Origin of the sequence: Planobispora longispora (genome assembly GCF_016863135.1) — a bacterium.
GTDB lineage: Bacteria > Actinomycetota > Actinomycetes > Streptosporangiales > Streptosporangiaceae > Planobispora > Planobispora longispora.
Map to the genome: position 1 here is coordinate 1 of NZ_BOOH01000075.1, position 24,712 is coordinate 24,712.

The window sequence follows — 24,712 nt, forward strand, 5'->3', positions numbered from 1 at the left end:
CCGGGGTGCGCGCCGTACCGGCGCCAACCGCGCCGTACCGCCACGCGCCGTAGGCGCACCCCGCGCTGTCACCACGAGTCGACGAACAGGCCCTCGGGCCGGAGGGGCGGCACGGGTGAGGCGCGCAGGGCGCGGCCCAGCCACTCCCGCGTCTCCGCGGGGTCGATCACCGCGTCGATCTCCAGGTGCGCCGCCACGTTGACGGCCCGGCCCTGCTCGTAGGCGAGGGCGACCATGTCCTGGAACAGTTTCTCCCGCTCTCCGGGGTCGGCGACGGCCTCCAGCTCGCGCCGCATCGACAGCCGGACGGCGCCCTCCAGCCCCATCCCGCCGAACTCGCCGGTGGGCCAGGCCACGTTCAGCGCCGGGGAGTGGAAGGCGCCGCCCGTCATGGCCTGGGCGCCCAGGCCGTACCCCTTGCGCAGCGTCACGCTGAACAGCGGGACGGTCAGCTTCGCCGCCCGCAGGAACAGCCGGCAGACGTGCCGGACGGCCGCCTCCCGCTCGGAGGCGGGCCCGACCATGAATCCGGGCGTGTCGACCAGGGAGAGCACCGGCAGCCGGTGCGCCTCGCACAGGTTGAGGAAGCGGGCCGCCTTGTCGGCGTTCGCCGCGGTGATCGCCCCGCCGAGGACGGCGGGGTCGTTGGCCAGCACGCCGAACGGCCGGCCCTCGAAACGCGCCAGGGCGGTGATCATGCCGGGGGCGAAGGCCGCCCGCAGTTCGAGCACCGAGCCGGTGTCGGCGAGCGTGTCCAGCACCCGGCGGACGTCGTACACGCGCTGGCGGTCCTCGGGCAGCAGGAACCGCAGCTCGCGCTGGTCGGCGCAGGACCAGCCGGCGAGGTCGCCCTGGAAGTAGGCCAGGTACCGCCGGGCCGTCGCCGCGGCCTCCTCCTCGTCCTCCACCACGATGTCGCAGACGCCGTTGGGCGCCTGCACGCTCACCGGGCCGATCTCCTCGGGGGTGTGGACGCCCAGGCCGCCTCCCTCGATCATGGCGGGGCCGCCCATCCCGATCGTGCTGTCGCGGGTGGCGATGATGACGTCGCAGCAGCCCAGCAGCGCCGCGTTCCCGGCGAAGCAGCGGCCGTTGACGACGCCGACGAGCGGCACGCGACCGCTCAGCTCCGCGAAGCGCACGAACGAGGTGGTGTCCAGGGCCGAGACCCAGGGGGCGTCGGTGTCGCCGGGCCGTCCCCCGCCTCCCTCGGCGAACAGCACCAGCGGCCACCTCCACCGCCCGGCCAGCTCGACGAGGCGGTCCAGCTTGCGGTGGTTGTTGTAGCCCTGCGTGCCCGCGAGGACGGTGTAGTCGTAGGCGGCCACGGCGCAGGCCGCGCCGGGGCCGAACAGGTCGGCGTTGACCGTGCCGACCCCGGTGATCAGGCCGTCCGCCGGGGTCCGCCGGAGCAGCTCCTCCTCGCCCCGGCGGCGGCGCTGGGCCGCGACGGCGAAGGCGCCGTACTCGTTGAGGCTGTCCGGGTCCAGCAGGGCGGCCACGTTCTCACGGGCGGTGCGGTGGCCGAGGGCGTGACGCCGGGCCACCGGCTCCGGCCGCGCGGGGTCGCGCGTCAGCTCCCACCGCTCCCGCACCTCGCGCAGGGCGGGGCGGACGTGGTCCAGGTCCTGCGGCGCCGGGGCGGCCGTGTCCCGCGCGTCCTCCTGCCCGCCGTACGGCTCCAGGAACAGCACGGGACGGCCGTCGGCGACCGTGTCGCCGATCCGGACGGCGAGCCCGTGGACCCGCCCGCCCACCGGCGCCTCAACTGGGAAGCGCATCTTCATGGCCTCCAGGACGGCCAGCGTCTGACCGGCGCGTACGGCGGCGCCCGGCCCGGCCTCGACGGCGATCACGGTTCCGGACGTGGGCGCGGCGACCGCCACGGTCCCCGGCGGCACGGCGGCCTCGGACGCGTCCGGGACGCCGGACGGACCGTCCGCTCCCCCGGCGGTGTTCTCCGCGGGGTCCGGGAGGAAACGTCCCCTCGGCAGCGCCTCCGCGGCGGCGAGCAGCTCCGGCAGGCGCGTCTCCAGCCAGGCCGTCGTCACCTGCGCGTCGCGGAGTGCGGGCTGATCGAGTACGGCGCGCAGCAGCCCGATGTTGGTCGCCACCCCCTCGATCCGGAACTCGCTCAGCGCCCGCGCCGCCCGGCGCAGCAGCGCCGGGAGGTCGGAGCCGGAGCGGGAGACGACCAGCTTGGCCAGCAGGGTGTCGAAGCCCAGCCCGGGAGAGAACCCGGCGCGGGCGAAGGCGTCCACCCGCAGGCCGGGGCCGCCGGGCGGCTCGAAGGCGCGCAGCGTGCCGCCCGACACGCTCACCCGCCCGTCGGGCGACAGGCTCTCCATGGTGACGCGCAGCTGTACGGCGGAGGCCGCCGGGGGCGGGAGGGAGGGGTCGAGATGCCCTTCCAGTCCCAGGTCGCGCAGGCGGGCGCCCGCCGCGATCCGGAGCTGGGCGGCCACGAGATCGACCCCGGTCAGTTCCTCGGTGACGGTGTGCTCGACCTGGAGGCGCGGGTTGACCTCGATGAAGAAGAACGCGCCGTCGGGCCCGACGAGGAACTCGACGGTGCCCAGCCCCTCGTACCGGACCTCGCCGGCCAGCCGGAGGGCCGCCTCGATCAGCCGCGCCCGCAGGGCGGGATCCAGCGCCGGGGCGGGCGCGAACTCCATGAGCTTCTGGTGGCGGCGCTGGACGCTGCAGTCGCGCTCCCACAGGTGGGCCACCCGGTGGCCGTCGCCGACGATCTGGACCTCGACGTGGCGCGCGTCCTCGACGAACGCCTCCACGTACAGGCCGCCGGCGCCGGACGCCGCCAGGGCCTCGGCTCCGGCCTCGGCGTGGGCCGCCGCCAGGGCGGCCCTGTCCCGGACGACCCGGATGCCGCGCCCGCCCCCGCCGGCCAGCGCCTTGAGCACCACGGCGCGGCCGTCCAGCGCGTCCATGAACGCCCCGGCCAGCTCCGGCGTGGCGGCCTCCGGGGTGCCCGGGACGACGGGCACCCCCGCCCGGCCGGCCAGGGCGCGGGCGGCGGCCTTGTCGCCGAACGCCTCCAGCGTCGCCGCCGCGGGCCCGACGAAGACGATGCCCGCCTCACCGCAGCGCCGGGCGAACTCGGCGCTCTCGCTCAGGAAGCCGTACCCCGGGTGCAGGTGCGTCGCCCCGGCCTCGACGGCCACGCCCAGGATCTTCTCCATGTCCAGGTACGCCGCGGCGCCCCGGCCGGGCAGCGGCCGCGTCTCGTCGGCGTGGAGCACGTGCGGCGATCGCGCGTCGTCCTCGGAGTGGACCGCGACCGAGTGCCAGCCCAGGTCCGCGGCGGCCCGCGCGACGCGCACCGCCACCTCTCCCCGGTTGGCGATGAACAGCGTCGGGCTGCCGTGCATCGGGCTCCTCACTGCGCGGGCGTCGCCGTACGCCATGGGACAGCGGACCTGCCGGTCGACCGGACATACCGATCGGTCGGTATGTCCGCCGAACATACCACCGTCCCCCGCGCCCCCGGCAGCCGCCGCCGGGGCGGCCCCGGACGGGAGACCCGCACGCCAAGATGGCCGCGGAGATCCTGGACCCGTTCCCGCCCTCCCGGTTGGATGGGTCTTCTACGGCCGAACCCGACGGGCCGTCCGCGGACGGCGAACGGGAGGAGACCATGGCGACCCCCATCCCCGGCCCCGCGCCGGCCACGCTCGCCGGGCTCGACCTGACCCCGCGCGAGCAGGTCCGGCCGAGCCCGGTCACCTGGCGGGACCAGATCCTGTACTTCCTGCTGCCCGATCGCTTCAGCGACGGCGGTGAGGCGGGACGCCCCCGGTTCGACCGGGCCCGCCCGGAGGAGTTCCGGGTCTCCGACCACCGGGCGTGGGAGGAGGCGGGCACGCGCTTCCAGGGCGGGACGCTGAAGGGGATCACCGGCAGGCTCGGCTACCTGCGCGGGCTCGGCGTCACCACGCTGTGGATCGGGCCGGTCTGGCGGCAGCGGCCGGACCTGCAGACCTACCACGGCTACGGCATCCAGGACTTCCTGGACGTCGATCCGCGCTTCGGCACCCGCCAGGACCTGCGGGACCTGGTCGACGCGGCGCACGGCCTCGGGATGTACGTCCTGCTGGACGTGATCTACAACCACACCGGGGACAACTGGTTCTACGACCGCGACGGCGAGGCCGTCAGCGATCTCCCCTACCGGTTCCGGCCGCCCCACCCCGTCCACGGCTGGCGCTCGGCGACGGGCAGGAGCGTACGGGAGATCGGGTCGCGGGACGACGGCGTCTGGCCGGTCGAGTTCCAGCGCGCCGACTGGTACACCCGCGCCGGGCGGATCGGCCGCTGGGACCCCGAGCCCTGGGAGCATCCGCTCCACCCCGACAACGAGTTCCGGCGCGGCGACTTCTTCACGCTCAAGGACCTCGCCCTGGACCGCGACGACGCCCTCTCGGCCGTCATCGACGTCTACAAGTACTGGATCGCGCTCAGCGACTGCGACGGCTTCCGCATCGACACCGTCAAGCACGTCTCCTGGGAGGCCTCGCGCAACTTCTGCGGCGCGATCCGCGAGTACGCCGAGTCCATCGGGAAGGAGAACTTCCTGCTGCTCGGCGAGGTGACCGGGGGCGGCGCCATGGCCCGCCACTACCTGGACGTCTTCGGCCGCAACGTCGACGCCGTGCTCGACATCGGCGAGCCCGCCCGGCTCCTGGCCGACCTGGTCAAGGGATCCGCCGCGCCCGCGGAGTTCTTCGGCCAGTTCCGCGGGCACGACATCCTCGGCGGCCACCGCGAGACCGGCCGCTACCACGTGTCGATACTGGACGACCACGACATGGTCGGCCGCGCCAAGCGGCGGTTCTGCGCGGGCGGCGGCGCTCCGGAACGGGTCGCGCACGCGGTCGGCGTCCAGCTCACCACGCTCGGCATCCCCTGCGTCTACTACGGCACCGAGCAGGCCTTCGACGGCGCGGCCCCCGGCGGCGACGGCGACGACCGCTACCTCCGGGAGAGCATGTTCGGCGGCTCCTTCGGCGCCTTCCGGACCTCCGGCTGCCACTTCTTCGACCCCGGCCACCCCGCCTACCTGCGCATCGCGGCGATCGCCGCGCTGCGCAACCGGGCCGACCGCGTCGGGCTCACGCTGCGGCGGGGCCGCATGTACCTCCGCGAGACGGACGAGGGAGGCGGTTTCCGGTTCCCTCAGGCCGGTGAGCTGACCGCCTGGTCACGGCTGCTCCACGACCAGGAGGTGCTCATCGCCCTCAACACCGACGGCGCGCGCCCCCGGCGGGCGGAGATCACGGTCCACGCGCCCTTCCACCGCGACGGATCGGCCATGACGGTGCTCTACCGCGGGGACTGGAAGGACGAGCAGCTGCGTGATCCGCCGGCGGGCGAGGTCGTGCCGGTCGTCTTCCGGGACGGGCGCGGCGCCGTACGGCTCGAGCTGCCCCCGGCGGGGATGATGATCCTGGCGTGACGCCGCGCTCGGGCGCAACCCTCAGGTCCGGGCCCGGCGTTCCGATGGCAGGGGTATGAGGTCCGTCACAACGCCTGCCGGGACGCCCGCCGCGACGTCCGGAGGACGGGCATTCTCGCGGCTGTTCACGCTGTTCGCCGTGGCGAGTCTCGTGCAGGTGACCCTGCTCGGCGTCATGCTGGTCCGCGGGTACTCCGAGGACGCGGTTGCGGAGGGCCTGCAGCGCGGGCGCGCCCAGGCCAAGCTCATCCAGGAGATGGTGATCTCACCGGCCGTCACCACCGACGACCTCGTCCTCGCCCCGGACGAGCTGCGCCGGGTGCGCACGGCCATCCGGGCGGCCATCTTCCACGGATCGGTGGTCCGGCTCCTGCTGCGCGACCGGAGCGGGCGGGTGGTGGTCTCCGACGACGAGACGGAGCGCACGGTGGAGCCCGCCGACGCGGAGGGGCTGGCCGCCGCCGCGCGGGGCCACACGCGCGTGTCCGTCCTGGACGACCCCGTGCCCGAGGCCGGCACGCCCGGCGTCATCTGGGTGGCGCAGCCCGTGCGTTCCATCGCCGACGGCAGGGTGATCGGGACGCTGGAGCTGTACCTGCCCTACGACGCCGTCGTCGCGCAGGCCCAGGAGCGGCTGGAGCGGGCGTGCTGGCGGCTGGGCCCCGGCCTGGCCGGGCTGTACGTGGTGCTGGTCGCCATCGCCTGGTCGGCCACCCGCAGGCTGCGCCGCCACGCCGAGCGGCACGAGCACGCCTCCCTGCACGACCCGCTGACCGGTCTGGGCAACCGCAAGCTGTTCCGGCAGCGGGCGGGGCAGGCGGGCAAGCGGGCGGCGGCGGGCGAGCGCGGAGCGGTCGTCCTGGTGGACCTGGACTACTTCAAGCAGGTCAACGACACCCTCGGCCACCACGTCGGCGACGGCCTGCTCCAGGTGGTCGCCGAACGCCTGACGGCGGGGCTGCGCGGCAGCGACACGGTGGCCCGGCTCGGCGGCGACGAGTTCGGGCTGATCCTGCCCGGCGTCGCCGACGCCGAGGTGGCGGTGCGGCTGCTGGAGCGCATCCGCGACCGGCTCACGCAGCAGGCGCAGGTCGAGTCCCACACGCTGCCCGTGCACGCCAGCTTCGGCATCGCGCTCTATCCGGACCACGGCGACGGCGTCGACGACTGGCTGCGCTGCGCCGACGCGGCGATGTACCGGGCCAAGCGGGGCGGCATCGTGGTCTACGACTCCGCCGGCCCCGCGGAGGAGAACGCCGACGGGAACGCGGACGGAGAGGGTGGCGCCCGCCGTCCGGCCGGTCCGGCGGCCGCGGACCGGCCGGAGGTGTCGGCGTGATGCGACGTTTCCTGGGGACGGTGGCGCTGGTGTGCGTGCTGCTGGGCGCGACCACGGCGGTCCTGGCCGAGTCCTCGTCCCGGGAGGACGAACGCCCGCTGGTCCGCATCGGCCTGCACTCCTGGGTCGGTTACCGGGCCAACGCCGAGGTCGTGAGACACCTGCTCGAGAACCGGCTCGGCTACCGCGTGGAACTGGTGCCGGTGGACGAGGAGCACGGCTGGAAGGCGCTGGCGGCGGGAACCCTCGACGCGCTCGTGGAGAACTGGGGGCACGAGGACCTGGCCGCCGTCCACGTCCACGAGCGCGCGACGGTGGTCGACGGGGGCCCGACCGGGAACACCGGCACCATCGGCTGGTACGTGCCCGAATACCTGGTCGAGCAGTACCCGGGGATCACCGACTGGCGCAACCTCAACCGGTACGCCCATCTGTTCGCCACCCCGCAGAGCGCCGGGCGCGGGCGGCTCCTGGCCGCCTCCCCGTCGTACGTCACCCGCGATCAGGCATTGATCTCGAACCTCGGGCTGAACTACGTCCTGGAGTTCGCGGGCTCGGAGGACGCCGAGATCGACCAGGTCCGCAAGCTGTACGCCCAGCGCAAGCCGGTGCTGTTCTACTTCTACGAACCCCAGTGGCTGACCTGGCGCCTTCGGTTCCGGAAGATCGAACTTCCCGCCCACCGTCCCGGCTGCGACGCCGACGAGGCGACCGTCGCCTGCGACTACCCCGTGTACCGGCTCAACAAGCTGTTCAGCCGCGCCTTCGCCGACGGGGACAGTCCCGCCTACCGGATGCTGCGGAACTTCCGCTGGACCGACGCCGACCAGGCCACGGTCGCGGCCTGGATGGCCGGCGACCGCATGTCGCCGGAGAAGGCGGCCCGGCGGTGGGTCCAGGCCCACCAGGACGTGTGGCGGGAATGGATGTCCGGCGTGCACCGTCCGTGAGGGCTTCCCCCGTGTCCGGAGGGAGAGTTCTCCCCGCGTCCGGGTGAGAGTTCTCTCCGGGGCCGGGTGGGGGCTCTCCCCCCGGGGCCCGAGCAGGTGCGGACGTCATGCACCATGGACAGGTGGCTCACGTGGTGAACGAGGGTTCCGGTGGCATGGCCGGCGCATCGCCCGGCCGTCCGGGCGTGCTCGCCGACCCCCCGCTGCGGGCGATGGCCGATCTCGTCGCGGACGGCGAGGTGGTGGTCCTGAGCGGGGCCGGCATCTCCACCGAGTCCGGCATCCCGGACTACCGCGGGGAGAGCGGCCGCAGGCGGCGGGCCGAGCCGATGACGTACCAGGCGTTCGTCGGCAGCGCCGCGGCCCGCCGGCGCTACTGGGCCCGCAGCCACCTGGGCTGGCGGCACATCGCCCGCGCCGTCCCCAACACCGGCCACCGCGCGGTCACCGAGCTCCAGGAGCGCGGGCTGATCGCCGGGGTCATCACCCAGAACGTCGACGGCCTGCACCAGGCCTCCGGCACGCGGGGGGTGATCGAGCTGCACGGCGGTCTCGACCGCGTGCGCTGCCTCGGCTGCGGTGAACGCACCTCCCGCGCCCTGCTCGACCAGCGCCTGCGCGTCGCCAACCACGGCTGGCGGGCCGAGGCCGCCACGGTCAACCCGGACGGCGACGCCGTCCTGGCCGACGACCTGATCGACTCCTTCGCCGTCGTGGACTGCCTCGGCTGCGGCGGCCTGCTCAAGCCCGACGTGGTGTTCTTCGGCGAGAACGTGCCGCGCGAACGGGTCCAGGAATGCTACGCGCTGACCGAACGCGCCGGCATGCTGCTCGTCCTCGGATCCTCGCTGACCGTGATGTCCGGATACCGGTTCGTCCGCCACGCCGCCGGGCGCGCCATCCCCGTCGCGATCATCAACCAGGGTCCGACGCGGGGCGACGCCCACGCCTTCCAGCTCCTGGACGCCCCGCTCGGCCCCGCCCTCACCGCGCTCCTGTCGGAGCTCGGCCCGGCGCGGTGACGGGATCCGCGCTCACCCCTCCCCGGGCCGCCCCTCCGATTCCGCGTTCACCCCTCCCCAGCCCGCTCCTCCGAGTCCGGGCTCACTCCTTCCCGGGCCGCTCGTCCGGGTCCGCGCTGCCTGGCTCGGTCATCCGGCGGGTCATCTTCGCCTGCGCGGTCTCGGGCATGACCTTGCCGGCGACAGTCTGCAGCACGTTCTTCTTCGACCCGGCCACGACGTGGTCGTCCCCCGCCATCAGCGCCTCGAAGCCCTGGCGCGCCACCTCCGCGGGGTCGTCCTTCTTACCGGCGCCCACCTTGGTGTCCTCCATGTCCGCGCGGCGGAAGAAGTCGGTGTCGGTGGGACCGGGCAGCAGGGCGGTGACCGTGACGCCGGTGTCCTTGAGCTCCTCCCGGATCGACTCGGAGAAGGAGTAGAGGAACGCCTTGGAGCCGGCGTACACCGCGTGGAACGGCCCGGGCATCGTCCCGGCGATGGAGGAGGTGAACAGCAGCCTGCCGCGGCCGCGCCGGACCATGTCCGGCAGCACCCGCTTGGCCAGGTGGACCGCGGAGACGACGTTCAGCTTGAGGAGCTTCAGCTCCGCGTTCAGGTCGGTGTCGCGGGCGAAATCTCCGCTGACGCCGATGCCCGCGTTGATCGCGACGGCGTCCACCGGGCGGCCGGACGAGGTGACGCGGGTGTAGAACTCCTCGACGCCGTCATGGTGGGCCAGGTCGACGCGCACGCTGGAGACCGTCGCGCCGAGATCCTCCAGGGCGCGGGCGGCCCGGACGATGTCCTCGTCCTCGGCCGCGATGACGAGATCGAAGCCATTCTTGGCGAACTGCACGGCGAGCTCGTAGCCGATCCCGCTGGACGCGCCGGTCACGACGGCCAGCGGCCTGCTCTCGGGAACGCTCATCGTTTTCTCCTTCGCTTTCCATGCACCGGTTCACCGTCCGTGCACCGGGAACGGTCCTTCCGTTCCCACGATCGGCCGCCTGACGCGTCAGAGGACCCGACAAAGGGCTGTCATGTCAGGTTCAGTCCGCGGCGGAGGGGTAGGGCAGCGAGACATGCCCGACCGACCGACGAGGAGCGCAGGCATGACCTTCAACCCGCTGCAGGAACGCGGCATCCCCCTGGACCGCCAGCTGCGCAACTGGCGCGAACTGAACGTCGCCCCGATCGATCCCGATCACGCCGACCCCTACACCCGCTGCCGGATCATCGCCCTCAACGGCATCGAAGTCGAGGCGATCCTGTTCAGCCACCAGTTCGCCCGCAACTGCCCGGACCTGGCCGTCAAGCAGCAGCTGGCCCAGGTCCGCTACATCGAGGCCCAGCAGCAGAAGGTGGTCAACTGGCTGCTGCCCGGCCTGGCCTCGGTGCTGGAGACCACGATCGCCTACGAGCAGGTCGCGGTCGACCTGACCGCCTGGGTGGCGCGCATGGAGCCCGACCCGTACCTGAAGCAGGCCTACCAGTTCGGCGTGCTGGAGGACTTCGACCACCTGTACCGCTACGCCAACCTGTTCGAGATGATCGAACACCGCAGGGCCGAGAAGCTCGTGGACGACCTGACCGAGGTCATGCCGGGCCGGCCCACCTACCTGCACCACCGTCACCCGATCGACAACGTGCGGGAGCCGTACGACAAGGAGACCACCGACCCGATCTCCAAGTTGCACGCGCTGACGATCATGTCCGCCGAGCAGCAGACCATGAACTTCTACATGAACGTCGGCCCCACCTACATGGAGCCGATCGCCCGCCAGCTGTACCAGGAGATCGGGCTGATCGAGGAAGAGCACGTCACCCACTACGAGTCGCTGGTCGACCCGGGCCAGACCTGGTGGGAGCAGCTGCTGGTGCACGAGTACAACGAGTGCTACCTGTACCACTCGTTCATGCAGACCGAGTCCGACCCGAAGGTCAAGGCGATCTGGGAGCTGCACCTGAACATGGAGCTGGAGCACCTGCGCCTGGCCGCCGAGCTGTTCAAGCGGCACGACGGGCGCGACCCGGAGCAGGTGGTGGCCTCCGCGCTGCCGGCTCCGGTGACCTTCGAGCCGAACAAGGCCTATGTGCGCGAGCTGCTGGCCACCCAGATCGACTACACCACGATCGGCACCGGCTACGTGCAGGACGCCCACGAGCGCTTCGAGCAGCTGCAGCAGGCCATCCACGGCGGCGACGCGGCCCAGGCCCCCAGCGAGATCGTCATCAACGACAACCGCGACAAGTCCGGCCGCGAGTACCGGCACGAGACCGAGGGGGCGCACCCGGTACCCAGCCTGCGCGCCGGCCGCTGACACCGGTCCGGCCGGGGAGCCGGCTCCTCCGGCGGCCCGCGCCCGCTCCCCTCGCCCCGCGCCGGCGCCGGCCCGCCAGCACCGGCTCTCCTCCGGCCGCGCACCGTACGGCCCGCGTCCCCTCCCCGGGGATGCGGGCCGTTTCCCATGCCGCCCCACCCTCGCGCATGCCCTCGTTCGTGCCCCCTCGGGCTGTCGGGAACGGGCTGCGGGCTGATCGCAAGCGAGAAATCTCATCTTTTTAAGCCAAAACCCGATCTCTTCCGAACCACTTGGGTGCCGTGAGTGTCGAAATCCCTGGAGCGGTCCGCTGAAGGGTCTCTGGAACGGTCCATGACGACTGAGCCCACCGGACACGGTGAATGAGGAGGGTTTGACGATGAGCACTGCGGGGTCGCGCCGGTCGGTGGGATCGAAGACGAAGCGGGCGGCGGCGGTGACGCTCGCCGCGGCGGGTCTGGTGACGGTGGCGGCGTGCGGCGCCGGCAGGGGTGACACCGGCGGGGTGACCACCGGTTCCGCCGGGACCGGGAGCGAGACGCCCACGGTCCAGACCGTGCTGCTCGCCGCCGCCGTGCACGCGGCCGGTGAGCACACCTCCGGCAAGTCGGTCAACTGCCGCAAGGTCAAGTGCGTGGCCCTCACCTTCGACGACGGTCCCGGAGAGCACACCGACGAGTTGCTGAACCACCTCGCGAAGTACAACGCCCGCGCCACTTTCTACGTCGTGGGACAGAACGTCGCCGCCAGCCCCGACATCGTCCGGCGGACCGCGGAGGCGGGGCACGAGATCGGCAGCCACAGCTGGTCCCACCGCGACCTGACCACGCTGTCGGCCGCCGACCTCCGGGCCGACCTGGACCGCACCGAGAAGGCCATCGAGGACGCGACGGGCGTCGCGCCGAAGACCATGCGGCCGCCGTACGGAGCCTTCAACGAAACCGTCCGCAAGACCTCGCCGCTCCCCGTCGTCCTGTGGAGCGTGGACACGGAGGACTGGCGGTACCGCGACAGCGCCCGCGTGGTGCGCAAGGCCAAGAGCGTGAGCCCCGGGGGCATCGTCCTGTTCCACGACATCCACCCGACGACGGTGAACGCGATCCCGCAGGTGCTGGAGTCCCTCTCCAAGCGCGGCTACCACTTCGTCACCGTCAGCCAGCTGTTCGGCGGGAAGCCGCCGAAGGTCGTCTACAGCGGCGCCCCCGAGGCCGCCACGGCTCTCTGACCCGAGCCTTCGCCCTTCTCCTCCGCGGAAAGCCCGTACCCGCCCGGGAGAGCCGGGAAAGGGTCCGGAGGAGAGGCGGCGCGCCGCACCGATTCCCGCGTGTGACGATGAGGAGGTGACGGAGACGATGACCGCCTGGGTGGTCCGCCGGCCCGGTCCGATGGCCACCCGCCCGCTGGAGCGAGTACGGCTCCCCGTGCCGGAGCCCGCCCCCGGCGAGGTGCTCGTCCGGGTCGAGGTGTGCGCCGTCTGCCGTACCGACCTGCATCTGGCCGAGGGCGACCTGGCCCCGCGGCGGCCCGGCACGGCGCCCGGGCACGAGGTGGTCGGGTACGTCGAGGCCCGCGGCCCCGGAGCCGGCCGGTTCGCCGTCGGAGCCCGGGTGGGGGTGGCGTGGCTCCGCGCCGCCTGCGGCACGTGCCGCCACTGCGTCCGGGGCTCCGAGAACCTCTGCCCGCACTCGCGCTACACCGGCTGGGACGCCGACGGCGGCTACGCCGAGTATCTGACCGTGCCGCAGGACTTCGCCCATCCCCTGCCCGCCGACCGGCCCGCCGAGAAGCTGGCCCCGCTGCTGTGCGCGGGCATCATCGGCTACCGGGCGCTGCTCCGCTCCGACCTGCCGCCCGGCGGGCGCCTGGGGGTGTACGGCTTCGGCGCCTCGGCCCACCTCACCGCCCAGGTCGCCCTCGCCCAGGGTGCCACGGTGCACGTGCTGACCCGCTCCGCGGCCGCCCGCCGACTCGCCCTGGAGCTGGGCGCCGCCTCGGCGGGCGACGCCTACGACGCTCCCCCCGAACCGCTGGACGCCGCCGTCCTGTTCGCCCCGGTCGGCGACCTGGTCCCGGTGGCGCTGGCGGCCCTGGACCGGGGCGGCACCCTGGCCGTGGCCGGGATCCACCTCACCGACATCCCTCCCCTGGTCTACCAGGACCACCTGTTCCAGGAACGCACCCTGCGCAGCGTCACCGCCAACACCCGCGCCGACGGGCGAGCCCTGCTGGAGCACGCCGCCCGCCACCCCCTGCACGTCGCCACCACCCCCTACCCCTTCGAGCGGGCCGACCGAGCCCTGGAAGACCTGGCCGCAGGCCGCATCACCGGCGCCGCCGTCCTCCACATCGGCGACTGACCGCCCCACCCGCCCCGCATCACCCCCGGCCCCACCAATAGGCCAGGCAAGACTGGTGCGACCGAGCCCATCACTCGTGAGCTCCGGCGCGCCTGGTCAGAGCGAATGGACCGGCTGGAGACCCATCCCGCCCGCCTGCAGGAGGGTGAGGAGCAGTGAACGGCGACGAACTCATCCACCGGCGGGTCTTGCGCGCGCCGCGCGGACGCCGCCCCGCGGCTGACACGCCGCAGCCGACATCACCGCCCCCACCCGGGGCAGGGACAGGACGTCTGCGCTGTCCGCACCTCGTGCCAGAGTGATCGGCATGTTCGCAATCACCGTACGGACCGAGGACGATCAACGGCACGTCCGGGCGAGCGCCGGGAAACTCGCCGAACTGGTCAACCGGCTGGGCGGTCAGCACAACAGGTTCCTGATCGTCCAGCGGATTCCCGACCTCCCCGAAGTCTTCATCCAGGTATGGCACGAGGATGAGGGCGACTACGCGCTGGAACATCGCGACGGGGCGCCCGACCGGCACTTCCAGGCGGCACTCGACGGGCCCGAGCAGGTGATCTCGGCCATGACCCGCTGGGCCCGCCAGGAGGACGACTGGGACTCCGGACTGGATTGGACCCCGCTGGATCTGGGTCCCCCTGAGGTCCCGCCTCCGCTCGAACTCGCCGAGGAGGAGCGCGAGCAGCTCGAGGCGCGCATCCGCGAAGTGATCGTGGGCGGTTACGCGACGCGGGCGCAACTGGCCGAGATCGCGCAGGACTATCTCGTGTCAGGGGACCGCCGGCCGGTCTCTCCCGGACAGGCACGCCGGCTGGTCGACCGGATGTGGCTGGAGCGTGTCGAGGAGCAGGCCCTCTGGGACGGGGAGACAGACCCGGAACGGCTCAGCCGGGCTTTCACCTCCCTGGAAGCCGCGGGCATCACGGCGAGGGAGAACTTCACCTGCTGCCGCGCGTGCGGCCAGGCGGAGATCGGAGCGGCGGGCGCCCCGGATGCCCGTGGCTACGTCTACTTCCACAGCCAGTGCACGGACTCGGCCGCGGCCGGACGCGGGCTGACGCTCCTGTACGGCGGCTTCGACGGTTCACCGGACACCACGGCATCCATCGGACGAGAGGTCGTGGCCGCACTCGGAGAGGCCGGGCTCTCGGTGGAGTGGAACGGCGATCCCCGGCACGCCGTCACCGTCACCCCCCTCGACTGGCGCAAACGCCTCATCGGCTGAGGAGGCGCCCGCCGGCTTTCCTGCCCGCTCATACCGGCTCCTCCTCCTCGGCGGTGCGCGCCGGCGCGATGCGGCGGCGCAGGGCCCGGCGGGCGTAGGCGCGGACGTCGGCGTCGGAGTCGGACAGGGCGGTGCGCAGCGCGGCGGCGACCTCCGGCCGGGCCGCCCACGGGCCCAGTGCGAGCACGACCGCCTTGCGCACGTCGAGGTTGCCGTCGTCCAGCGTCGCGATGAGCGGTCCGGCCGCGTCCGCCGGATCGCCCGCCCCCAGGCACCGGGCCGCGCCGACCCGTACCTGCCAGGCGGGATCCCGCAGGGCCCGTACGGCCTGGGCGAGCAGGGGTGAGCCGGTGGCGCCGGAGGATTCCAGGGCGGCGGCCCGGACGAGCGGGTCGGGGTCGTCGGCGAGCCCGGCCAGCGCCGCGGACGGCTTGCCGATCGTGCCCAGGCCCGTGGCGACCCGGACGCGGACCTCGCGGGAGGCGTCGCCCGCCGCGGCGGCGACCAGATCGCTCTCGTCCAGGGAGACCAGGCCCCGGATCGCCTCGATGCGGACCCGGTGGTCGGCGTCCCGCGTCCCTTCGGCGAAGATCTCCGGTGTTCCCAGGCGCAGCGCCCGCAGCATGTCCAGGACGGTGCTCCGGACCGCGGGGTCGGGGCTGTCCGCTCGCGCGGCGAGGTCCGCACCGAGCGCGGGGGTGGCGGGCAGCACCTCGACCAGCTCGCGCAGGCCGCCGGCCGCGGCCCGCCGTACCGTGCCGTGGTCGTCGGCGAGCGCGGCGGCCAGCGCCCCGCCCACGCCCTCCGGGACGGTCTCGGTGAGCGCCGCGATCGCCGCCCGGCGCACCTTGGGGTCGGGGTCGGCGAGGTAGGGGGCGAGCCGGTCCAGGGAGGGCTGCTCCTCGGCGAGGCGGTGCAGCTCCAGGATCCGGGGGGAGCGTCCGACGGCGGCGTGGCCGGTGCGGGCCGCCGCGGTACGGCGCACCGCGGTGCTCGTGTGGGCGCCGACGAGCACGGGCTCCGCCCGGACCGGCTGGAACTCCTCGACCGGCACCAGGTACGGCTCGACGGGCCGCTTGAGGAACTCCATCGCGCCGTCGGGCCGCCTGCGCAGGTTCAGGTGGAACAGCCAGGAGGCGTCGTCGCGGACGGGCAGGTCGGCCCGCTCGTGGTAGAGGCCCCAGCGGCTCTCGGTCCGCACCAGCGAGGAGCGGGCGGCCATCTCCGCGCAGTCGCGGATGAAGTCCACCTCCACGCAGCGCATCAGCTCGTGCGGGGTGCGCGCGCCCATCGTCGCGATCTCCTCGCGCATGCGCTCGAAGGACTCCAGGGCGATCTCCAGCTTGGCGCCGGTCTTGGGCGGGGCGACGTAGTCGTTGACGAAGCGGCGCAGCTTGTACTCGACCTGCGGCTGCGGCGGCCCGTCGGGGTTGCGCAGCGGGCGGTAGACGAGCTCGTGGGCCGCGGCGATCTGGTCTCCGGGGAGCGTCTCCGGGACGGCGTGGCGCGCGGCGGCGTGGGCCCCGGCGAGGTCGCCGAAGACGAACGCCCCGATCATGTAGTTGTGCGGCACGCAGGCCAGGTCGCCGGCCGCGTACAGGCCGGGGACGGTCGTGGCGCCGTTCTCGTCCACCCACACGCCCGAGGCCGAGTGGCCCCCGCACAGGCCGATCTCGGAGATGTGCATCTCCACGTCGTGGGTGCGGTAGTCGTGGCCGCGCCCGGCGTGGAAGGTGCCGCGGGTGGGCCGCTCGGTGGAGTGCAGGATGTTCTCCACCGCGGTGACCGTCTCGTCGGGCAGGTGGGAGAGTTTGAGGTAGATCGGGCCGCGGGCGGAGGCGATCTCGGCGGCGACCTCGGCCATCATCTGACCCGACCAGTAGTCGGAGTCGACGAACCGCTCCCCCCGGTTGTTGACCTGGTAGCCGCCGAACGGGTTGGCGACGTAGGCGCAGGCCGGGCCGTTGTAGTCCTTGATCAGCGGGTTGATCTGGAAGCACTCGATGCCGCTGAGCTCGGCGCCGGCGTGGTAGGCCATGGCGTAGCCGTCCCCGGCGTTGGCCGGGTTCTCGTAGGTCCCGTAGAGGTAGCCGCTGGCCGGCAGGCCGAGCCGCCCGCAGGCGCCGGTGGCCAGGACGACCGCCCCGGCCCGCACGGTGACGAACCCCCCTCCGCGCGTGTCGAACCCGGCGACGCCCACCGCCCGGCCGCCCTCGGTCAGGACCCGGACCGGCATGACCCGGTTCTCGATCCGGACCCGGTCCCGGATGTCGCGGCGGCGCAGCACCCGGTAGAGGACCTTCTTGACGTCCTTGCCCTCGGGCATGGGCAGCACGTAGCTGCCGGAGCGGTGCACGCGGCGCACGGCGTACTCGCCGTAGTCGTCCTTCTCGAACTTGACTCCGTAGCCTTCGAGCCTGCGGACCATGTCGTGGCCGCGGGTCGCGGTCTGGTGGATCGTCTTCTGGTTGACGATCCCGTCGTTGGCCCGGGTGATCTCGGCGACGTAGTCCTCGGGGGTGGCCTTGCCGGGGATGACGGCGTTGTTGACGCCGTCCATGCCCATGGCCAGGGCCCCGCTGTGCCGTACGTGGGCCTTCTCCAGCAGCAGCACCCGCGCGCCGCGCTCGGCCGCGGTGATCGCGGCCATCGTGCCGGCGGTCCCGCCGCCGACGACGAGCACCTCGCACTCGAGTTCGAGGCGGTCCTCGATCGGGGGGATCTCCGTCACAGCTCCTCCAGGATGCGTTCACGCAGGTTCGTACGGGCGTCGTCGCCGTCGGGCACGTCCAGGACGGCCCGCACCCCGGTACGGCCCAGCACCGCGACGCGGTCGCCCAGCAGCAGCGCCTCGTCCACGTCGTGGGTGACGAACACGACCGTCGCCGAGGTGTCGCGCAGCACGTCCAGCAGCAGGCGCTGCATGCCGACGCGGGTCTGCGCGTCCAGCGCGCCGAACGGCTCGTCCATCAGCACCGCGCGCGGCGCGCCGACCAGGGCCCGGGCCAGCTGCACCCTTTGGCGCATGCCGCCGGACAGCTCGCGGGGCAGGTGCCCGGCGAACCCGTCCAGCCCGACCTTCTCGATCCACTCCCGCGCGGCCCGCCCGCGCTCGCCCCGGGACACGCCCCGGATGCGCAGCGGCAGCTCGACGTTGCGCCGGACCGAGCGCCACGGCAGCAGCCCGTCGTCCTGGAAGACCATGGCGCGGTCCGCCGAGGGACCGGTGACCTCCCGTCCGCCGGCGAGGATCCGGCCCTCGCGCGGCGGGAGCAGCCCGGCCAGGGCGCGCAGCAGCGTGGACTTCCCGGAGCCGGAGGCGCCCACGACGACCAGGACCTCGCCCGGCGCCACATCCAGCTCGACGTCCCGCAGCACGGCGTCCCGGCCGTAGCCGAGGCCCGCCCGTTCCAGCCGGAAGGCGAGACCCGCGCCGCCCGCCGCCGTGCTCCCGGCTTCCGCCCGTCCGGTGGCGCTCTCCGCGACCGACGTCATCGCCTGCTCCCTTCCGCTCGGGGCAGCCAGCGGGTGGCCCGCCGCCCGATCAGTTCGATGGCGGCCGAGGTCAGCCAGCCGAGGACGCCGATAGTGATCATTCCGACGATCACCCCCGGGTAGTCGACGACCGTGTAGGCGTGCCAGGTCCGGTAGCCCACCCCGAACTCGCCGGAGATCATCTCGGCGGAGATCACGCAGATCCACGCCACGCCCATGCCGACCGAGAGCCCGCCGAACACGCCCGGCAGGATGCCGGGCAGGACGACGTTCCACAGCACGTGGCGGCGGGTCCCGCCGAGGGTCCTGACCGCCTCCTCCCAGATCGTCGGCAGTGCCCGTACGGCGTGCCGCGTGCTGACCGTGACGGGGAAGAAGGCCGCGGTGAAGGTGATGAAGACGATGCCCTGCTCGTCGGTGGGGAAGAGCAGGATCGCGATCGGCACCAGGGCGATGGCCGGGATCGGCCGGACCGCCTCCAGCAGCGGCAGCAGCACGTCGCCCGCGCGCCGGGAGCGGGCCACGAGGATGCCCGCGGTGATCCCGGCGACCGCGGCGAGGCCGAAGCCGGTGAGGATGCGGATGAGGCTCTGCAGCAGGTCGAGGTAGTACAGCGGGGTCGTCAGCTGCCCGGCGAACCGCTCGGCGATCTCACCGAGCGTGGGGAGGCGGTCGAAGCGCAGCCACAGGCGCGCGTCGGCGGCCGTGAGCGCCTGCCACAGGCCGGCCGCCGCCAGCAGGGAGGCCGCCCGGATCCCCCACCGGAGCGCGGCCCGGCCGCCCGCCGTCCCCCGGGAACCGGCCGGACCTGCGGCCGCGGCCGTACCGGACGACGAGGAGCGGGTGAGCGTCTGAGGGCCGGCTATCATGCGCCGTCCTCGCCCGCGGCGGCCTTCAGGGCGTCGTCGTAGGAGATGGTCTCGGCTCCGCCGTGGGCGTCGAGGTAGGCCCTGGCCCCGTCCTCGGTGGTGAAGGGCAGGAAGCGGGCGTTCTCCTCCGCGTCCGGGTCCTCGACCCAGAAGGCCCGGTCGGCGAACCAGCGGGTGCCGGTCGCGGCGTCGGGCACGTAGGCGGCGCGGACGTCCGCCGCCCCGTCCGCCTTCGCCTTCGCGATCCCGCGCAGCAGGCAGGCGGGGGTCGCCGCGGGGCGGGTGGTCTTCTCGCCGGCGAGCCAGAGCTCGGAGGCGGTGGCGGGGTCCTTCACCGGGATTCCGCAGACCGGGTCGTCCCCGGTGATCGCGGCGGGGTTGGCGGTGGAGGCGGTGTCGGCGTCGTAGGCCGGGCCGTACGCCTCGCGCAGGTGGGAGTCGTTGACGAAGCGGGTCAGGTCCACCCCGGAGAAGCCGTCGCCGATGCGCTTGAGGTAGGGCACGTCGTGCTCGTGGGCGGCCTTGAGCTGCGGCTTGAGGGTGACGTCGAAGGTGGAGATGCCGCCGGGGCCGTTGTAGAGGTAGACGACCTCGGCCGGGAGCCCGGTCTCCTCCGCGACCGACTCGGCCGCCTCCAGCGGGTGCTCGTGCAGGTAGCGGGTGGCGTCGATCTGCGCCTTGAGGAAGGCGTCGACGACCTCGGGGTGCTCCTCGGCGTAGGCCGCGCGCACCACGGTGCCGTGGAAGGTCGGCACGTCCAGGGCGGCGCCGTCGTAGAGCAGCCGGGCCTTGTCCTGGAAGACCAGCAGGCCGGGCCAGGCGACGAACTGGGCGTACCCCTGGACGGTCCCGGCCTCCAGCGCGGAGGCGCCGACCGGCGGCTGCTGGTTGACGGTCTCGACGTCGCTCACCGGGTCGATCCCGGCCTTCTCCAGCGCCTGGACCAGGGTGCCGTGCCCGGCGGAGCCGACGCTGGCGGAGATCTTCTTCCCCCTGAGGTCGGCCAGGGTCCTGGCCTCGGAGTCCTTCGCGACGACGACCATGTTGAGCGCGCCGCGCAGGTTGTAGCCGGTGACGGCGACCAGCTCGGTGCGGGCCGCCTCGACGCCCTGCGTGCGGGAGGCGTTGATCAGCAGCGGATAGTCGCCCATCGAGCCGATGTCGACCTTCCCGGCCACCATCTTCGCGGTGATCGGCGCGCCGGTGTCGTGGTCCTGCCATTCGACGGTGTACCGGTCTCCGAGCCGCTTCTCCAGGTAGCCGAGCGAGCGCAGCAGCGTGCCCGCGGTCACCGTGTTGATCGTCTTGGACTGGTAGCCGATGACGACCCGGATCTTCCCGGCGTCGTCACCGCCGTCGCCGCCCGCGGCGCCGGCGACCGAGCAGCCCGCGACGGCCAGCAGCAGGGCGGCCGCGGCCGCCGCACGGAGGGGGTTCATCTTCGCAGGGTCCTTCATCGCAGCAGGTAGGGGATGTTGATGGTGACCGCGTCCACGGGGCAGCGGGCGGCGCACGGGCCGCAGTACCAGCACTCGTCGACGTACATGTAGGCCTTTCCGGTCTCGTCGCTGATGGCGAGCGAGTCGAGCGGGCACGCCTCCACGCAGAGCGTGCAGCCGTCGATGCACAACGCCTCGTCGATGGTCACCGGGACCTCGACGCGCTGGGTGATCAGGGGCATGTGTTCTCCTCGGGGTCCTCGGCGCGCTTCACGTCCTCGGCGCGCTCCACGTGCTCCACGTGCTCCGCGTCCTCGACGTCCTCGACGTCACGGTGCAGGTGACCGCGCATGGCCAGGCGGTCCCCGCGGAAGCGGACGAACTCCAGGTCGACGGGGCGCCCGTCCGCCAGGTGGGTGAGCCGCTCGATCATGAGGAGCGCGGCCCCCCGCGGGGCGTCGAGCACGGCGGCGGTGTGGGCGTCGGCGTTGACGGCCTCCACGGTCAGCTCCGCCGTGCCGAGCGGCTGCCCGGTGATCCGCTCCAGCAGCACGAAGATGTCGTTGCGTTCGAGATCGGCGTCGAACAGCGGCTCGCCGGCGTCGCGGACGAGGTAGGTCAGGTCGAGCGAGAGCGGCAGGCCGTTCAGGCGGCGCAGCCGTTCCAGGTAGACGACCTGCTCTCCGGCAGCCAGCCCGAGGCGGCGCCCGACCGCGGCGGGCGGCTCGACGAGGCTCATGGTGCGGACCTCGTTGCTCACCTCACCGTGCTCGTGGAGCGTCTCGGCCAGGCCGAGCAGCCGGTGCAGGCCGTGCGGGTACTTCTCGGCGGCGACCGTGGTGCCCACACCGGGGCAGCGTTCCACGAGACCCTCGCCGCGCAGCAGGTCCAGCGCCTCACGCACGGTGTTGCGGGAGGTCCCGAACTCGCGGGCGAGCGCGGCCTCCAGCGGCAGCCGCCCCCGGCCGTACCCGCCGTGCACGATCTCCCGGCGGAGCAGGTCGGCCACCTGCCTGGCCCGGTCGGCCCTGCTGCGCCGCGCGCCGCCCACGGTGGATGCGCCCGCATTCCCCATGCCCGCCTCCCGGCGTCCCTCGACGTGATGACGGACATAACCCTACTCAACCAGTAGGAATACTGGTGTAACGAGGAGATTGCGCCACCCGCAGGGCCGCCCCCACCCCCTCCACCTCGTCTTTCTCCGCCCAGAGCCGGAGAACCGCCATCGGTTCCGCCGTGAGGCGATCGATCCGGAGCGGATCCAATTTCATGTATTCCCTATTGACTTATAGGGGAATTTGACGCAAAGTCGTGGCTGTGAGCAGCGAGCTTCCGACCTCGCACCGCCACGTCGATCTCCGGCGACATCACGTCAGAACCCATGGAGGCCGTCTCATGTCAGCAACCGTCACCACCCTCGCGGTCCGGCGCGTCGCCGGGCACATCGGCGCGGAGATCACCGGCGTCGACCTCTCCCATCCGCTCGACCCCACCACGGTCGCCGAGATCCGCCAGGCCCTGCTCGCGTACAAGGTCGTGTTCTTCCGCGGCCAGACCCTGGACCACTCCTCACAGATCGCCTTCGCCCGCCAGTTCGGCGAGCTCACCCACGCCCACCCGCACGAGGACGCGCCGCCGGAGGAGTTCCCGCAGATCCTCACCATCGATCCGCTCCGCTACGAGGAGCGTTACGGGGCGAAGTACCGCGAGCTCTACCGCAAGCGGCAGTACTCCTACTACTCCGGCTGGCACACCGACGTCACCGCCGCGGTCAACCCGCCCGCCGCCTCCATCCTGCGCGCGGAGACCGTCCCGGAGTACGGCGGCGACACCCAGTGGACCAACCTGGTGGCCGCCTACGAAGGCCTGTCCGAGCCGCTGCGCCGCTTCGTCGACGGCCTGCGCGCCGAGCACCGCTTCCTCGCCGGCTACCAGACCACCGACGAGGACGGCAGGCTGCTCAAGCGGATCAACGACAACCTGCTGGTCTCCGTCCACCCCGTGGTCCGGGTCCACCCGGAGACCGGGGAGCGGGCCCTGTTCGTCAACCCCGGCTTCACCGACCGCATCGTCGGCGTCTCCTCCCAGGAGAGCCGGCGCATCCTGGAACTGCTCTACGAGCAGATCACCCGCCCCGAGTACACCGTCCGCTTCCGCTGGGCTCCGGGCAGCGTCGCTTTCTGGGATAATCGCGCCACCGCCCACCTGGCCCCCACCGACCTCGACCACCTCGACGTACGGCGCACGCTGCACCGCGTCACCCTGATCGGCGACCGGCCCGTCGGCCCCGACGGGTTCGTCTCGGAGATCGTCGCCGGCCGCGAGTTCACCGCGGAGTCCCTGGTCGTCGCCTGACGGCCCGGATCACCGCCGGTGTCCGGCGATCCACCCCATGAGCGCGGGCGGGGGCCCTGGGGGGTGTCCCCCGCCCGTTCCCCACGGCGGCCCGAGCGGCCGCGGAAAGGCACTCCTGTGAGTGACATGCCCGTGGCTTCACCGTTGCCGGCTGGCCCCGCGGTGGCGACGGGAATCGCCGGAGCAGACGAGGCGGAGCCACCCGGCACCGTCCGCCTCGGACGGACCAGGCTGTTCATCCTGCTCGGCGCGCTGACCTCGATAGGCCCGCTCGCCATCGACCTCTACCTGCCGGCGCTCCCCCGGCTCGCCGCCGACCTGGACGCGAGCGCCTCCGCGGCCCAGCTCTCCCTCACCACCTTCATGGTGGGGCTCGGAACGGGTCAGGTGATCGTCGGCCCGCTCAGCGACGCCTTCGGCCGCAAGCGCCCGCTGCTGATCGGATTCGCCGCCTTCTGCGTGGCGTCCGCGCTGTGCGCGCTGTCCCCGTCGATCGAACTCCTCGTCGCGTTCCGCCTCCTGCAGGGGCTGACCGCCGCCACCGGCGTCGCCCTGACCAAAGCCGTGGTCCGCGACCTGCACGGGGGGATCGAGGCGGCCCGGTTCTTCAGCATGCTGATGCTGGTGACCGGCCTGGTCCCGCTCCTGGCGCCGCTCCTGGGGGCGCAGTTGCTCCGGGTGGTCGGGTGGCAGGGGCTGTTCGGGGTCATCACCGCGGCGGGGGGACTGCTCTGGCTCATCGCCCTGCTGGTGCTCCCGGAGACGCACCCGCCGCGCCTGCGGACCGGCGCGGGGCCCGGCGCGGTCCTGCGGTCGCTCGCCACGGTGATCCGGAACCGGACCTTCGCCGCCCTCGCCCTCACCGCGGCCTTCGCGAGCGGCGCGATGTTCTGCTACATCTCCGGCGCCTCCTTCGTCCTGCAGGAGGTGTACGGGCTCTCCCCGCAGGGCTTCAGCCTGCTGTTCGGCGTCAACTCGGCCGGCATGATCATCACCGGGCAGCTGGCCGGCCGGCTCGCCGGGCGCGTCCCGATGCGCCGCCTGCTCACGGTCGGCCTCGCCCTGGCGGGCGTCGCCGGGGTGCTGCTGCTGGTGGCGGCCCTCGCCGGCCTCGGCCTGCCCTGGGTGATGTCCGCCCTGTTCCTGGTGAGCTCGGGGCAGGGCCTGATCTACCCCATGACGCTGACCCTCGCCATGTCCAGCCAGCCCACGTTCCGCGCCGGGAGCGCCTCGGCCCTCTTCGGGCTGGTGCAGTGGGTCGCCGGCGGGCTCACCGGGCCGATCTCGGGCGCCTTCGGCACGCACACCGCGGTGCCTCTCGCCGTGACCGTCGCGCTCCTCAGCCTGGCCGCGTGCCTGTCGGGGAATGTGCTCCTGCGCGGGGTCCGCTGAGGTCGCGGCCGCCCGTCACGGGAGGCGGACGGGCGAACGGGTTCTGTCGCCCTCCGCTGTTATAGATGTCGCCATCACATTCCCGACGAAAAGGGGCTTTTGATGGCGTCGGTGATATTCCGCGATGAGACCATGACGGGCCGGGCGCTGGAGGAGTTCTCCCTGCCCGACCTGCCGGAGCGGATCTCGGCCCGGGAGCTGGTACGGCTCCGCGTCCGAGAGGAGGTCGCCCGCCACAACGCCGCCCCGTCCCACCACTTCCGCGGCCTGGTCAAGCCCACCGACGCCGAGGCCGAGTTGAACGGCTACCGGCTGCGCACCGCCCGCAGGCTCGACTGGGAGAGGCAGGCCGATGCCGCCGAGGCGGCCTTCGCCCGCAACGGCTTCCTGCTGCTGGTCGGCGACCGGCAGATCGAGGACCTGGACGCCGGGATCGACCTCACCGTCGACCCGGTCGTGTCGTTCGTGAAGCTCGTCCCGCTGGTCGGGGGCTGAG

General features: G+C 73.0%; 19 protein-coding genes. 11 read left to right on the forward strand and 8 right to left on the reverse strand.

The genetic code is table 11. The annotated features are described in order from the left end of the window. Positions 1 to 68: 68 nt before the first annotated feature. Complete coding sequence (locus tag Plo01_RS38545) at positions 69 to 3,389, reverse strand: acetyl-CoA carboxylase family protein (RefSeq protein WP_203895751.1); 3,321 nt, start codon at positions 3,387 to 3,389, stop codon at positions 69 to 71. A 266-nt stretch (positions 3,390 to 3,655) separates the two neighbouring features. Here Plo01_RS38545 and Plo01_RS38550 point away from each other — a divergent pair, with 266 nt between their 5' ends. The 4 genes from Plo01_RS38550 (at position 3,656) to Plo01_RS38565 (ending at position 8,784) form a co-directional block, all read left to right on the forward strand. Further along, positions 3,656 to 5,473 carry an alpha-amylase family glycosyl hydrolase gene (locus tag Plo01_RS38550; protein ID WP_203895752.1) on the forward strand — a complete coding sequence of 606 codons (1,818 nt, stop codon included), beginning with the start codon at positions 3,656 to 3,658 and terminating at the stop codon, positions 5,471 to 5,473. Positions 5,474 to 5,612: 139 nt separating this feature from the next. After that, the gene (locus Plo01_RS38555) at positions 5,613 to 6,812 is read left to right on the forward strand and encodes a GGDEF domain-containing protein (protein WP_203895753.1); all 1,200 of its coding nucleotides are present in this window, start codon (positions 5,613 to 5,615) and stop codon (positions 6,810 to 6,812) included. Then, a complete protein-coding gene (locus Plo01_RS38560; protein WP_203895754.1) occupies positions 6,812 to 7,762 on the forward strand; it encodes an ABC transporter substrate-binding protein in 951 nt (316 codons plus the stop codon). The genes Plo01_RS38555 and Plo01_RS38560 overlap by 1 nt, the downstream gene beginning before the upstream one ends. Positions 7,763 to 7,974: 212 nt before the next feature. Beyond that, positions 7,975 to 8,784, forward strand: coding sequence for an NAD-dependent protein deacetylase (locus tag Plo01_RS38565; protein ID WP_373871766.1), 810 nt, complete (start codon positions 7,975 to 7,977; stop codon positions 8,782 to 8,784). Positions 8,785 to 8,866: 82 nt separating this feature from the next. On the opposite strand, the gene Plo01_RS38570 is transcribed toward Plo01_RS38565, so the two are convergent. Continuing rightward, entirely contained in the window at positions 8,867 to 9,691 is an 825-nt protein-coding gene (locus Plo01_RS38570) for an SDR family NAD(P)-dependent oxidoreductase (RefSeq protein ID WP_203895755.1), read from the reverse strand. 184 nt (positions 9,692 to 9,875) lie between these two features. Between Plo01_RS38570 and Plo01_RS38575 the strand changes: the two genes are divergently transcribed. The 4 genes from Plo01_RS38575 (at position 9,876) to Plo01_RS38590 (ending at position 14,666) form a co-directional block, all read left to right on the forward strand. Continuing rightward, positions 9,876 to 11,084 carry a hypothetical protein gene (locus Plo01_RS38575; RefSeq protein ID WP_203895756.1) on the forward strand — a complete coding sequence of 403 codons (1,209 nt, stop codon included), beginning with the start codon at positions 9,876 to 9,878 and terminating at the stop codon, positions 11,082 to 11,084. A gap of 379 nt (positions 11,085 to 11,463) precedes the next feature. Then, positions 11,464 to 12,309: a polysaccharide deacetylase family protein gene (locus tag Plo01_RS38580; RefSeq protein ID WP_203895757.1), complete on the forward strand. Its 846-nt coding sequence runs from the start codon at positions 11,464 to 11,466 to the stop codon at positions 12,307 to 12,309. Between the two features lie 115 nt (positions 12,310 to 12,424). Beyond that, positions 12,425 to 13,441, forward strand: coding sequence for a zinc-binding alcohol dehydrogenase family protein (locus tag Plo01_RS38585; protein WP_373871765.1), 1,017 nt, complete (start codon positions 12,425 to 12,427; stop codon positions 13,439 to 13,441). 307 nt (positions 13,442 to 13,748) lie between these two features. Next, the gene (locus tag Plo01_RS38590) at positions 13,749 to 14,666 is read left to right on the forward strand and encodes a DUF6891 domain-containing protein (RefSeq protein ID WP_203895758.1); all 918 of its coding nucleotides are present in this window, start codon (positions 13,749 to 13,751) and stop codon (positions 14,664 to 14,666) included. 28 nt (positions 14,667 to 14,694) lie between these two features. On the opposite strand, the gene Plo01_RS38595 is transcribed toward Plo01_RS38590, so the two are convergent. The 6 genes from Plo01_RS38595 to Plo01_RS38620 are packed head-to-tail and all read right to left on the reverse strand — an operon-like array spanning position 14,695 to position 21,544. Then, positions 14,695 to 17,397, reverse strand: coding sequence for a fumarate reductase/succinate dehydrogenase flavoprotein subunit (locus tag Plo01_RS38595; RefSeq protein ID WP_203895759.1), 2,703 nt, complete (start codon positions 17,395 to 17,397; stop codon positions 14,695 to 14,697). Next, on the reverse strand, positions 17,394 to 18,161 hold the full coding sequence (locus Plo01_RS38600) for an ABC transporter ATP-binding protein (protein ID WP_203895760.1): 768 nt from the start codon (positions 18,159 to 18,161) through the stop codon (positions 17,394 to 17,396). The genes Plo01_RS38595 and Plo01_RS38600 overlap by 4 nt, the downstream gene beginning before the upstream one ends. After that, positions 18,158 to 19,030: an ABC transporter permease gene (locus tag Plo01_RS38605; protein ID WP_203895761.1), complete on the reverse strand. Its 873-nt coding sequence runs from the start codon at positions 19,028 to 19,030 to the stop codon at positions 18,158 to 18,160. Before Plo01_RS38605 ends, Plo01_RS38600 begins: the two co-directional genes overlap by 4 nt. Continuing rightward, a complete protein-coding gene (locus Plo01_RS38610; protein WP_203895762.1) occupies positions 19,027 to 20,469 on the reverse strand; it encodes an ABC transporter substrate-binding protein in 1,443 nt (480 codons plus the stop codon). Before Plo01_RS38610 ends, Plo01_RS38605 begins: the two co-directional genes overlap by 4 nt. A gap of 14 nt (positions 20,470 to 20,483) precedes the next feature. Beyond that, complete coding sequence (locus tag Plo01_RS38615; RefSeq protein WP_068923275.1) at positions 20,484 to 20,711, reverse strand: 4Fe-4S dicluster domain-containing protein; 228 nt, start codon at positions 20,709 to 20,711, stop codon at positions 20,484 to 20,486. After that, on the reverse strand, positions 20,702 to 21,544 hold the full coding sequence (locus Plo01_RS38620; protein WP_203895763.1) for a GntR family transcriptional regulator: 843 nt from the start codon (positions 21,542 to 21,544) through the stop codon (positions 20,702 to 20,704). Before Plo01_RS38620 ends, Plo01_RS38615 begins: the two co-directional genes overlap by 10 nt. Before the next feature lie 320 nt (positions 21,545 to 21,864). Between Plo01_RS38620 and Plo01_RS38625 the strand changes: the two genes are divergently transcribed. From Plo01_RS38625 to Plo01_RS38635, 3 genes are all read left to right on the forward strand, one after another. After that, positions 21,865 to 22,824: a TauD/TfdA dioxygenase family protein gene (locus tag Plo01_RS38625; RefSeq protein WP_203895764.1), complete on the forward strand. Its 960-nt coding sequence runs from the start codon at positions 21,865 to 21,867 to the stop codon at positions 22,822 to 22,824. A 126-nt stretch (positions 22,825 to 22,950) separates the two neighbouring features. Continuing rightward, on the forward strand, positions 22,951 to 24,216 hold the full coding sequence (locus tag Plo01_RS38630; RefSeq protein WP_203895765.1) for a multidrug effflux MFS transporter: 1,266 nt from the start codon (positions 22,951 to 22,953) through the stop codon (positions 24,214 to 24,216). Positions 24,217 to 24,318: 102 nt separating this feature from the next. Next, positions 24,319 to 24,711: a hypothetical protein gene (locus Plo01_RS38635; protein WP_203895766.1), complete on the forward strand. Its 393-nt coding sequence runs from the start codon at positions 24,319 to 24,321 to the stop codon at positions 24,709 to 24,711. Position 24,712: the final 1 nt, after the last annotated feature.